Genomic DNA, 13170 nt, shown 5'->3' with positions numbered 1-13170 from the left:
TTATTACTCATTTTTTTTTAAACAAGTGAAAAAAAAAGTTACATTCATAATTAACATATAAACCATTTTTTTTTCATCTAAATAACTGTAACTATATAATTTCTAGCAATTGATGATGTTATAATTATTACATTTTTTTTTAATTACTATTACTTAGTCACTAATTGCTACATAAGCTATTATTTCAAATACTCTTTTTTTTTAGAATATGTTTTAAAAAAATTAATAAAACAATTATTAAAGTTAACATTACATATATATTATTAAACATTTTTTGAAATTTTACTAAAATTAATGTTAATAAAAAAAAACTACTAATAAAATCTGATTAACATGAATGTAGCAAGTCGAATCATAAAAAATTCAAGCTTACTAATAATTGCAAGTCTAATTAATAACCTAATGACTTTCATACTCACACTTTTTACAGCAAGATATCTTGGTACATATAACTTTGGATTAATATCATCAGCAACATCACTTGTAGGAATATTTGAAATATTTACAGACATGGGTCTTGCAACATTTGCAATACGTGAAGTATCACGCGATAAAACACTTACAAGTAAATATTTTGGAACAGTATTTTTCTTGCGTGTAATATTTTCATTAGTAACATTTATAGCATATACACTAGTTGTACTTCTTAGTCATACATTTACACCTGAGGGAATTGATGTAATGATTATCTTCGGAGTTTATATGATATTTAACTCACTTACACTATGTAACTATTCACTTTTCCAAAGTAATGAAAAAATGCAGTATCAAACCATTGGTAATGTAATATATAGTGCATCTGTTCTTGCAATAATTCTTCTAATAATATTTAATGGAGGAAATGTGATTATAGTATCACTAGCATATCCTATTGCAATTATATTATCATTTACATACACAGTATACATAGCAATAAAACATTATCCAAAACTTGGCTTATGCTTAGAACGTGCATTTTTAAAAGAATTAATAACAAAAGGTGTTCCATTTGGAATATCATATGTATTTACATCAATATATTTCTGGATTGCACTTACCATACTAACATTTATGTCAGGAAGTGTAGCAGTAGGACTCTTTAGTGCATCACAAAAATTACTGCTTGTAATTGCAGCTATGATAACACTCATATCAAATTCAATCTTCCCTGTAATGAGTGAATTATTTACAAAAGATAAACTAAAACTTGCAGATTTATATCATAAACTAATGAAATACATGCTAATAATAGCAATGCCAATAGTACTTGGATGTGTAATATTTTCACATGATATTATCTACATTATATATGGTGCAAGTTATACTCAAGGATCAAATGCACTTAGTATACTTATATGGGCTGGAATATTCCTATTTTTAAGTAATATTTCAACAACACTACTTGGTGCAATAAATAGACAATTTACAGTAACAAAAATAGTGGCAATAGGAGCATTTGTAAGTATAATACTAAATGTTATACTAATTAAATTCTACTCATACATAGGAGCAAGTATAGCAACAGTATGTATAGAAGCATTAATATTATCACTAACACTATATGCACTCTCAAAAACAGACTACTCACTACATATGAAAAGTATGATAAAACCAGTAACACAAGTAATAATAGCAAATCTAATAATGGTAATAGCAATATATGTGATACATATGCCATTTATAATAACAGTACCAATAGCAGCAGTAGTATATATAATAGCACTATTTATAACCAGATCAATAAACCAAGAAGATCGTAAAATACTATATGGATTTATAGAAGATATGAAAAAAGAAAAAAATACACAAAACTAGATAATTTTTTCTTTTAAATAATATAAAAAAAAGAGAAATCTTCTATCTTACCCACCTAATCTATTTTTTTTTACTTATACTCTTTTTTTTATGAAATTCTATTTTTTTTCTCCTTTTTTCTAGGAAGTTATATATTCGTTCAGTTAAAGGGAGTGATATTAGCATGTATACATAAATACTTAGTACTATTGAAATAAGGTTGGCTATTGCACTAAATGCATATAAATTATCAGCCATACCTGGATATAATGCGACAAGTGATGATACTCCTGCAACATTCATACTTGCACTTCCTATTCCACATGCCATTGCATATGAGAGTGGATGAAGTGGAATAACTGATGCTATTACTGTTGTAAGAATACTTAGAATTATTGTTCCAAAGACTGTTCCAATAAGATAAACTACCATGAAACCTTTTAGTTCTACTGATTCAAAGCCATATTTATTTATTAGTACTGCCATTTGTGGTTCACGACATATTGAGCTTGTCATACCAATAGTCTCACGTTTAAAACCTAGCAGTAATGCTACAGGTAATCCAAATATAATAGCACCCAGATCTCCTAGTTCTTCAAGTATTAGTAGTGGTCCTGCTTTTAGTATGAGTTCTATATTTTGTCCACTTGAAATTGCAAGTTTTGCAATTAAAGGTCCTATTAAAATAATCATAAGAACTGATGCTGTGTGTGATTGATTTTTACTAATCCATTTTATTGGCTTAATAAGATAACATAAAACAGCTAAACTTATAGAATAAAGTAGTGGTAAAAGAACAACATGTATAGATCCTATGGTAATTGTAGAAGTTCCTATAAGTTCTGCAATAATAACACATATCATTACTGTTATGTGTAATTTATAGTCAAATAGGTTTATTTTAATTGGACTCATACTTCTTTTAGTCTCCATAATTATATTATCGTCTTTTGAAAAAATTAAGTTTTTTACTTTAATAAAAAAAATAGGATATTTTTCTTAATTTTTAAATTATTAAAAAAAAATAGATATTCTTTGAGATTTTATTTTTAGATAGTGAAGTTTAAGTAAAGTATATAAAAAGAGGAGGTTAGTAGTTTTTTTTTTCATTTTTTTAGATTATTCCTGTGTACATTAATACAACTTGTGCTATTAGTGCTGATCCTAGGAATGTTCCTATTATTACACAAAATGTTACAATTATTCCTTTTATTCCAATGTCTTTGAAGTCTTTAAGATCTTTTCCCATTGAAATACCTGCATATGCAAGTAATATTGTGGTTAATGATACAAGATCTACTTTTGATGTATAGTATATTACAGGTTGTGCTATTGGAGACCATGGTATTGATATTAAAAGTCCAATAATACTTATGTAAATTATAGCTGGAATATTATATGGAATAAGCTTTTCAATTATAAGACCAATAAGTGTAATTAAACATAGAATTAACATCCCTATAAATGATGTTGTGAAAGGATAACTATATCCTACAACATTAGCTATAGCTCCCATAAATGAAAATATAATTAATAATAATATCCATTCTACTACTGTTTTAATTGATAATATTTTTGACACAATTAATCTATCCTTCTATGTTTTTATTCTTATTTTTATTTATAAATACTGATCTTACACGGCTTAGTGGTGGTTCTAAGACCTTATATAACCATTGTGTAAGTGGTATTGCAACTAGGATATATACATACATTCCAGTAACCATTGATATCATATTTGCCATTCCACTAAATGCTTCAAGTTGTGCTGCATAGCCAGGGAATATTGTTATAAGTGATGCTACTGCTGCTGCATTCATACTTGCACTTCCTATTCCACATGCCATACCATATGCAAATTGATGTATTGGTACTGTAAATGCTAATACACTTACAAGTATGCTTATAAATGGTGTTCCAAGAACTGTTCCTATTAGAAATACAGTGAAAAATCCTTTTGTCTCAGGTGATGATACTCCAAATTTATCTATTACCACAGCCATTTGTGGTTCACGACATATTGAACTTGTCATACCTATACTTTCACGTTTAAATCCTAACAGTAATGCTATAGGTAATGCAAGGAATATTGTTCCAAGATTTCCTACTTCTTGAAGTAGTATTGCAGGTCCTGCATTAAATATAATTGCTATATTCTGACCACTTGCAATTGCTAGTTTTGCAAGAAGAGGACCTATTAAGAGCATCATTATGGTTTCAGATTCCTTTGACTGTTCTTTTTGAATCCATTTTATTGGCTTTGCTACATAAAATGCTATGGCTAAAACAAGTGAATATAACAGTGGCATTAGAACTATTGTTATTCCACTTAGTTGTAGTGTATATATTCCAATATATTCTGCAATTACTATTGCAACTAATACTGTGAGATGTAATTTATAATCTTTACGTGCCTTTTCTAATTCTTCAGGCTCTTGTGAGTCCTCATACTTATTTTCCATTAAACATCTCCCACATTAACTTTTTATTTTTCATATAGTTCATTTTGCATATTTCATACAAAATGTTTTAAAAAAAAGATAAAAGTACTAGTTTTCAATTTTTGTAATTTACACAATTTTCCTTTTTATTTTTTTCTATGATTCTTTTTTTTTGTATGAATTATGTCATAGTTTTAATTTAATAATATATTTAGTATCTTAATATAAAAATATTAAATAATATTCACATAAATTCTTTTTATAAATAATTTAGTTTATCTGTATAATTTATATTATTTTTTTTATATTTTAACATGTTATATTATATTGTTTTTAATTATTTATAATTTATTTTTAAACAAAAAAATAAAATTTTACATAGATTTAAGATTTTGATATTAAAATCATTAAAATATTATTTATTTTTAGTTTATTTTAGTTATTTTATTGTTTTTTGTTATTTTTAGAGTTAATATTAGTTTATTTTTGTTTTTATTATTTATTTATTGTTAGTTTTGTTTTTATTTTGTTATTTATTGTTTTTAGTTTTTAGGGTTAAAATGGATTTTATGGCTTTATTTTAGGTTTTATTTGTTTTTTAAGATGTTTTTGGCTAAAATACTATGATTTTCTATTATATTCCAATATAAGTGTTTTATATGGTTCATATTATGTGTATATGAAATATTTGATAGTTCCTATTATGTGTCATAAAATATGAAAATTAATTCATATTATGTGAACAAAAACAAGGCATAGTTCATAAAATAGGAACAAAAATACCTATAATAGCACCACACATAATCATTAAAACTTTAAAAAAAACCTCAAAAAATACATTGAAAGTTTTATAAAATAAGAACTATATATATTTATATTCTAACTTTTTCATTTTAAAAAAAATAAAACTTAAATTGAGGTGCAAAACTAACTTATGAAAACCAAACATTTCATAATACTTATTTTAATTACAATAATAACACTACTAACACTAACAAGTATAAATGCAACAAACACAACAGACACACAACATAACATACAACAAAATACAACACAAATACTAAAAGACACAACAAAAACACTGAAAACAACCACAGAACAAAAAATAATAAAAACAAATACAAAAAACATAAAAAAAGAAAAAGAAACACAAAACTCCACAACCAATATAAAAGGATACACACAACTAACACAACAAATAAACACAATTAAAAAAGAAAACCAAACCAAAAACTATGAATCAGTAAACTTAACACACGGAAACTACAACATCACAAAACCAATTAACTGGGGAAATACAAAAACAAAAACCCTTAAAATATATGCAAATAACAACCTATTTGATGCACAAAACCAGACAAACTTCATAACAGTAAAAAAAGGATACACACTAGAATTATACAACTTTAAAATCAGATATGCAAAAAGCACAAATGGAGCCGTAATTAACAACCAAGGAACAATAAACATATACGATTCAATATTTCTAAATAGTAGTGCAATAAACGGTGGAGTAATATATAATACCGGAACCATAAAAATACTAAACTCATCATTTTCAAACAACAATGCAACAAATGGAGGAGTAATATACAACACAGGAACAATAAACATAACAAAATCATACTTCTCATACAATAGTGCAAAAAACGGAGCTGTAAACTATAACAATGGAACATTAAACATCACAAGCACCATTCTAAAATACAATAAAGCATATGAAAATGGTGGAGTAAATATGAATCTTCAAACACTACGAATACAATCATCAGACATCTACAACAACCAAGCAACACGAGGAGCTGTAAATGCAAATTATAAAACACTCATCATAAATAAAACAACACACAAACAAAACACAGCAACAAAACTCGGAGGATGTAACTACAACAACAAAGGAACAATAAACATCTATGATTCCACACTAAATATGAACACAGCACAAAACGGGGGATGTAACTACAACAACAAAAACGCAATAATCAACATTCAAAAAGCAAAACACCAACAAAACACAGCACAAAGAGGAGCAGTAAACTACAACCTTGGAAACATGACAATCAAAGGATCAAACCACACAACAAACACAGCAAAAGCAAATGGTGGAGTAAACTATAACGATCATGGAAAAATCATAATTAAAAATGTAAAATCCATACAAAACAAAGCACAACGAGCAGCAAACACATACAACAACAATGGATACATCCAAATAAACGAATCAAAATTTGTAGATGAAAAAGCACAACAAGATGCAGATGTAATCATAAACTATGCAAACACAAAATCAGAACTAAACCAAAACACATTCATAACAACACAACATGAAAACCACCATATAATACTAACAAACACACCACTAAAACTAAAAAATAACCAAATACAACTAACAAACAAACAAAAAATAACAATAAACCAAACACTCACAATCAAACTACCATACCATCTACAAACAACCAACAAAAAACAAATAAACTACACAATAAACCAAAAACAATACAAAACAAACACAACCACAACAACAATAACCACACCAAAACTCACACAAATAGGAACAACCACAATTAAAATAACACATCCAAACCAGATAAACATAACAATAAAACAACAAGTAAAATACATAGAAAATGACACAGGATGCGAACTTGCAATAATAACAAAAATACCATGTAAAAATGGAAAACCAGACCTAAGCAAACTTGATGATACATACAAATATGCAGATGAAAACAGAGCATATACAATAACAAGTTCTGAAATTCTTCGTGTAATGAAACTTGATAGTTACTCACAAAAAATATATGGATTTGTACCAAAATACACATTCTTCCGAGAAGAATCAAGCAACATCAAATACATAATAAGCCGTGAAAAATGGAATGTAATAGCACGAGCATTAAATGAATACCATGTAAAAAAAGGATTTTATGCAGTAAATCCACCATATAAACTAGTTGTAAATCTAACAGGAAAAATACGATACTATCCTGTATACTATGACTCCCAAGAATGGATTAATGGACATCAATATACATGTGGACCAACATCAATGAGTATGATAAGTCAAGCACTAAATTGCTATGCAAGTGAAAGAAAACTCTCAGGAATATATAAAACAACATCATATGATGGAACATCAGAATCTGACATAATAAAATACTCACCAAGCGTACATATGAAACTAACAAACATAGAAAACACAAAAACATCACTAATAAACGCACTACAAAGTGGATCCATGATACTCTGGCACATAAAAGGACACTACATGTGCATCATAGGATATAACTTACAAGCTGATAAATTCCTATGTCTTAACCCAAGTGGACCATCACATAACATCAACGCCGTACAATGGGCAACATGGACACAAATCAAAAATACAGACAGAGCATTAAAAGAAAATGGATTCATGAAAGTAACACCAACATGGACTATGACAACACAACAAATACAATACACACAAAACTACTACAATAATATGGGAGGAAAATACACCACACCATGTAACTTTGAATATCCAAACAATGGTGAAGATAACATAGTAAAATACACAGTATAAAACTTATATTTTAAATACTAACCTCCTCCCTTATTTTTTTGTTCTTTTTTTTAAAAAACTTAATATAATACTCATTTTTAAATTCCTGGATTACTTTTTTAATATTTTTTTATTTTTTTTAAAATATACTTTATTTATTTAAATAGTTTTTTAACTATATCTATATTTATAAAATAAAAAATCAATGGAGGATTTCTATGAATAAAAAAGTTATTATTCTATTTTTATTATTATTTTTTATAATATCAGCTGTTTATGCTGAAGATAATGATAATATAGAAAATAATAACTTATCTGAATTATCAACTAATTTAGAATCAAATCATGAAGATATATTAGTTGAAAATAATGAAATTAATGAAAATAATAACATTCAAAATGAAAAAATCAATTTAAAAAATAATACAGAATCAAACAAAGAATCTAATGAACCAATAATAGATGATGAAGATAATAATGGATCTTTAACACCACAAAAAAGTGCATCAAACGTAGAACCTAAAGTTACAGTACATAACATAACAGAAATACGAGAAAATAAATTAAATATTATAATGACAAGTAATGTAGATGGAAAAATATATTACACACGAAATGGATCAATGCCAACATCAAAAAGCTTATTATACAAAAATGGAGAAGTTCTAACAATATGTGTAAAAACACAGATAAACGCCATTGTAATAACAAATAACAATATTATCTCAAACATAACTCACTATCAATCAGAACAAATCATCACACCACCAATTTCAATAGTTAAATGTCTAACAGATCTTGTTAATGATAAACAAATAATTAATTTTACAACTAACTGGAACAATACAACAACATATTATACACTAGATGGATCAAATCCTAAAAAGAGTAATACAAAAGTTACTTATAACAATAAATCAGTTACAGTAAATAAAAACCAAACACTAAAATTCTATACAAAAGATAAACTTAGAAGGATATGAATCAATAGTATATTCATATAACACGCCAAAATACTATAATGAAAGAGCAACTCTAAAAGTTATAAATACAACACGAATGTATTCAGATAACCATCAAAAAATAATGATACAAAGTAATCAGCCAACAGTAATAGAATACTATTCATACTGGGGAAAAAACAAAGTAGTACATAAAAAATTTACAAATGAAATAGAAACAACAAAAAACACACAACTAATAATAAAATCAAAACACAGAGAAACAGGAAAAATGGGTCCATTACTTGAATACATGCCAACAAAAGGAACAAGAACAATAATGAACTTCACATATGATCTTTCAATGCCATATCAAGATGGATACATTGTCTTAAATACTACTTATCTAAATCTTAATTCTTCATATAATACTTTTAAAAACAATACAAATATACTATATAACAATAGAAAAGAAGATTTTGAATACATAAAAAATAAATCAATAACAGAACCAGGAATACTATTTTACACAGAAAATAATGCACAAATATTACACATCAAAATATATGGATATGCATATGGAAATATAAGCCAAGTATCATTAATTTCATCAAATAAACTATTCTTAGACACATCAGTAGGAATATTAACAAATTTTTCAACAATAATAAATGGAAAATTAAATACTACAATTCAAATGTTTCTTAAAGATATGAATACAAACCTATTTGGAAATACAATACCAATAAACACATCTTTTAGTAGTAATTTTATAAACTATACAATTGATAAAAAAGATCACCTCTGTAATTGGGCAATAACAATTGACCCTGATGAATCAGGAATAGAAGATAATAACATTATACCATTTCAAATACTTCAAACATATATTATCTCAAATAAAATTGTAACTAAACAAGATATGCAAACTCTAATTAATAAAAATAAAACTTTTACACGTTATGATCTAAGATCAGCTTATGGAACATTTCTCACAGCACAAAGTATACTATACTTTAATGATGAAATATGCAAATATTATGGAGCATACAATAATATAACTTTTAAAAGAGGAGATGATACACAACTACTTGTTGGAGTAAATTATAAAGGTGCAACATATACAACAACATACGATCCAACACTTGGAATTATAATAACAAACAATGCAACAAAAAATGAAATAATACAATTCAGATTCATGACAACTGTAATGTTACCAGAATGGGAAAGACAAGCAGTACGTTTATCATTACAAAATGTGACAAGTCCTCTATATTTATTATATGAAGATATGGGACTAAACAACAGTGATGTTATATTTACAATTGATAATGTAACTGGAATTCTTACTATTGAATCTACAACAAATCAATCATATTATATTGAAGTAGATCTAAAAACAGGAATAGTAAAAGTAATGATGAAAACAGATGAAGAAGATGAACTAATAAAAGGAGCAATATCACTCACCACTGAAGGATATTGTTATCATGGAGAAAGAAGTGACTTATTAGTAGATTTATTAAATGCATTTAATAATTTTGTTTCAGATGACTTTAAAGAAGAGTTTTTACATGATCTTGAAGATCTGGCTGGGTCAACATTAATAAATGCTGGTGTATTAACATGTGCAAGTGGTGCAATACCTGTGGGAGCAGCGATGATTGCTTTAGGAATAGCTACATGTTTTACAAGTACTGGAGGTAATCTATTCTCAGATGATGCTCTTAATCCGTATTATTGGGCAGATGCAGCACCTAGCATAATTAGTTCTCTTCTAATTTCTGGAAGCGTGACAACATTTGCTAAAAATGCTTTAATATTAAGTAAAATAGCTGGTACACCTATTGGAATAAAAAATTCATTAAAAATAGGTTTTTGTAATTCTTTTCCTGAAAATTTTGATGAACATATATTATCTAAATTCAAGGATCAATGTAAGAGTAATTATCTTAAAAAACATTTAGAAAATATGAATTTTTCTAAAGGTTCATATAATGACTCATAGTGATTATATTATCATAAAAATGGGTTTATAATTAGAATAGTTCTTTATTCTAATAATATAAACCCCATTTAATTGATATGTAAAATGTTATAATATATGATGGTATAACAAGTAGTAGTAAAAATATAGCTCCACTCCATTTTTTAAAGTTAAGAGGTAATATTTTATCATACTTATCAGGAAATAATACTAATGTTTGCATAAATAAGCCCCATAGTAGTAAAATTGGAATAACTCCAATAAATAATGATACTACTCCACCTATTGTTGGAATAAATCCGACAACACATGAAATCATTAAATATGAATTATATGAATAGTACTTATCTGTATAATTAATATCAGTATCCATTCTAGGTATTCCATAAACCATTCTATATATTTTAAAAAGATAAAATTCTGTTAATATGGGAAGACCATTTGGATGAAATGTATTTTTTCTTAAACTAAGTATAAATCCTGCATAAAAAAATGGAAGTAAAAATACTGAAAATCCAAAAAGTTCTTTATTAAGAATAGAATTATAAAATATGCAAGAAATTAAAAAACAAATCAGGTAAATACCACCAACAAACACATAATAGTTAGATGATGGAATAAAACCTAAAAAATTATTCAATATAGTATTTCCATAATCCATATGATTTTCAATTAATTTAATACCTGTAAAATTCTCTACTAATTCTATAATATTTTTACTGCAAAAAATAAGAAATACAATTAATGGTAGAAGTGAAATAAATATTGAACTAACTTGAATAATTAAATTTAAAAGTGTCATTATCTTTTTTTTCTCCTATTATCTTTTCGATTTATTTATTTATTTTTATAATTGAAACTATTTATATTGTGAATGTTACTATTATTGAAACTATTGGCATAATATATAAAAGTGCGTATCCTTTAAGAGTTTTAAGATTAAATGGTAATACATTATCTAATATATCAGGAAATAGTACAAATGTTTCTACTATAATTCCCCATAATAGAAGTATAAAATTTCCCATCATTACAAATGTGTAAAGTCCTATTCCAAGTGGTATAAATCCTGTTATAGATGCTAAAATTAGGTATGACTTTGATGAATAATATTTATCACTAAATTCGATGTTTGAATCATTTTTATACCGGAATGTATGCTTTTTTAGACCTAGAACTATTTTAGGTATTCTTGATAAAATATTATCTTCAAATACTGGTTTTCCCTGTGAGTTAAATGTATTTCGTCGAATTCCTATTATAATCATTGCAAATGCTATTGCAGCACACATAAAGTCTATGAGTAATAAAAATATAAATAAATCAATACATATAAAACAAATTTCTGAGAATAATGCACTAAGTATTGTAATTATAAAAGCTATGAAATACATAATACCCACTACAATATAGTAGTTACTTGTAGTTATAATTAAATGATATAGGATGTCTATCTTGATCTTTATCTTGATTTTCATTAAGTAATTTCACATTTAATAATCGTTCTATGAATTTTATGAATTTCTCTTTTCGTGATAGTAGTAGTATTATTGGTGGAAGTAGAAATATAAATAAATAAAATATTAACAATATAAGTTCTATGTAATTTTCTTGAAGTAATTTAACAAATATTTCTATATTTTCTGGATTTATTTCCATTAATATTCTTCCAAGTACTCTTCCTGATGCTCGACTTGTTATTAAAAGGATTTCCTTCTTTTTTTATATAATAAAAGCATTATTTTAATTAATTATTTAATTTTTATATTATTTAGTGTTTTTTGAATTTAATTTATTAAGTTAAAAATAAGTATTTTTTAGTTAAAAAAGGAGGAGATTAGATTAAAGGGAGGTTATGCTATCTTAAATTATTAGTCCATTCCATTGTATTTTCTTGTGAATGTTGTTGTTTTCTGATTTTTACAGTTTATTGTGAAGCTCCATTCTATTGTATCTCCATCATGGAGTGTGTATGCATCTACTATTTGTTGTGGTATTTTTACATACATTGGTTTATCTGGGTTGTCATCTTCACGTTTTACTTTTTCTTTAAATGTTAATTCTACCATTTTTATCATCTACTCTTTGTTGTTGTGTTTTTTAAGTTCATCTTCTATTTCACTAATTGCTTTTTGTTTTTTTTCACGTCTTTTTCTTAGTGCTTCTATTTCTTCTTCTATATGTAGTATTTCTGTTGATAGTATAAATTTATCTAGTTCTAATTTTCCTTCTACACTTCTTGACCATTCCATTGCTTCTTTTACAAAGCTATCTGTTGTTTTTCCATGTTTTTTAAGGGTTTCTTTTTCTTTTTCTGCATATTGTCTGAATCTTTTTTCAAGGTTTTGATCTGACATTTTATTTATCTTCCTATTACTTATTTGATTTATTCATGTTTTTTTTATCTAAGTAAATATATGTTTTTATGATATTTTATATAATAATTGTTATTTTTTTTTAGGATAGTTAAAATTAGATTTATTT

At 26.2% G+C, this 13170-nt stretch carries 12 protein-coding genes; 4 read left to right on the top strand and 8 right to left on the bottom strand.

The window, feature by feature from the left end; genetic code table 11:
* The first annotated feature begins 333 nt into the window (after nucleotides 1-333).
* Entirely contained in the window at nucleotides 334-1794 is a 1461-nt protein-coding gene (locus tag MSCUN_RS06615) for a flippase (protein WP_095608050.1), read from the top strand.
* 60 nt (nucleotides 1795-1854) lie between these two features.
* Here MSCUN_RS06615 and MSCUN_RS06610 read toward each other — a convergent pair whose 3' ends face one another.
* The 3 genes from MSCUN_RS06610 to MSCUN_RS06600 form a co-directional block, all read right to left on the bottom strand.
* Nucleotides 1855-2688 (bottom strand): DUF3100 domain-containing protein, encoded by an 834-nt coding sequence (locus MSCUN_RS06610; protein ID WP_249033506.1) that lies wholly within the window; start codon nucleotides 2686-2688, stop codon nucleotides 1855-1857.
* A gap of 199 nt (nucleotides 2689-2887) precedes the next feature.
* Nucleotides 2888-3355, bottom strand: a complete 468-nt coding sequence (locus MSCUN_RS06605; RefSeq protein WP_095608048.1) for a hypothetical protein — start codon at nucleotides 3353-3355, stop codon at nucleotides 2888-2890.
* A gap of 7 nt (nucleotides 3356-3362) precedes the next feature.
* Nucleotides 3363-4235, bottom strand: coding sequence for a DUF3100 domain-containing protein (locus MSCUN_RS06600; protein WP_095608047.1), 873 nt, complete (start codon nucleotides 4233-4235; stop codon nucleotides 3363-3365).
* Nucleotides 4236-5148: 913 nt separating this feature from the next.
* Here MSCUN_RS06600 and MSCUN_RS06595 point away from each other — a divergent pair.
* The 3 genes from MSCUN_RS06595 to MSCUN_RS06585 all read left to right on the top strand — a co-directional run bounded on the left by MSCUN_RS06595 (nucleotide 5149) and on the right by MSCUN_RS06585 (nucleotide 10707).
* The gene (locus tag MSCUN_RS06595; protein WP_095608046.1) at nucleotides 5149-7776 is read left to right on the top strand and encodes a C39 family peptidase; all 2628 of its coding nucleotides are present in this window, start codon (nucleotides 5149-5151) and stop codon (nucleotides 7774-7776) included.
* Nucleotides 7777-7973: 197 nt separating this feature from the next.
* Nucleotides 7974-8738: a chitobiase/beta-hexosaminidase C-terminal domain-containing protein gene (locus tag MSCUN_RS06590; RefSeq protein ID WP_095608045.1), complete on the top strand. Its 765-nt coding sequence runs from the start codon at nucleotides 7974-7976 to the stop codon at nucleotides 8736-8738.
* A gap of 76 nt (nucleotides 8739-8814) precedes the next feature.
* Entirely contained in the window at nucleotides 8815-10707 is a 1893-nt protein-coding gene (locus tag MSCUN_RS06585) for a hypothetical protein (protein WP_095608044.1), read from the top strand.
* Between the two features lie 49 nt (nucleotides 10708-10756).
* Here the strand turns inward: MSCUN_RS06585 and MSCUN_RS08220 are convergent, their stop codons facing one another.
* The 5 genes from MSCUN_RS08220 to MSCUN_RS06560 all read right to left on the bottom strand — a co-directional run bounded on the left by MSCUN_RS08220 (nucleotide 10757) and on the right by MSCUN_RS06560 (nucleotide 13043).
* Nucleotides 10757-11080, bottom strand: a complete 324-nt coding sequence (locus tag MSCUN_RS08220; protein WP_146192119.1) for a hypothetical protein — start codon at nucleotides 11078-11080, stop codon at nucleotides 10757-10759.
* Nucleotides 11081-11549: 469 nt separating this feature from the next.
* Nucleotides 11550-11978, bottom strand: coding sequence for a hypothetical protein (locus tag MSCUN_RS06575; RefSeq protein ID WP_146192118.1), 429 nt, complete (start codon nucleotides 11976-11978; stop codon nucleotides 11550-11552).
* 124 nt (nucleotides 11979-12102) lie between these two features.
* Entirely contained in the window at nucleotides 12103-12345 is a 243-nt protein-coding gene (locus tag MSCUN_RS06570; protein WP_095608041.1) for a hypothetical protein, read from the bottom strand.
* Between the two features lie 212 nt (nucleotides 12346-12557).
* A complete protein-coding gene (locus tag MSCUN_RS06565) occupies nucleotides 12558-12755 on the bottom strand; it encodes a hypothetical protein (protein ID WP_095608040.1) in 198 nt (65 codons plus the stop codon).
* Nucleotides 12756-12764: 9 nt separating this feature from the next.
* Nucleotides 12765-13043, bottom strand: a complete 279-nt coding sequence (locus tag MSCUN_RS06560; protein WP_095608039.1) for a hypothetical protein — start codon at nucleotides 13041-13043, stop codon at nucleotides 12765-12767.
* Nucleotides 13044-13170: the final 127 nt, after the last annotated feature.

Source organism: Methanosphaera cuniculi (assembly GCF_003149675.1).
Lineage (GTDB): Archaea > Methanobacteriota > Methanobacteria > Methanobacteriales > Methanobacteriaceae > Methanosphaera > Methanosphaera cuniculi.
The sequence above is the reverse complement of the archived record's forward strand: the minus strand, read 5'-3'. Positions and strand labels throughout refer to the sequence as shown.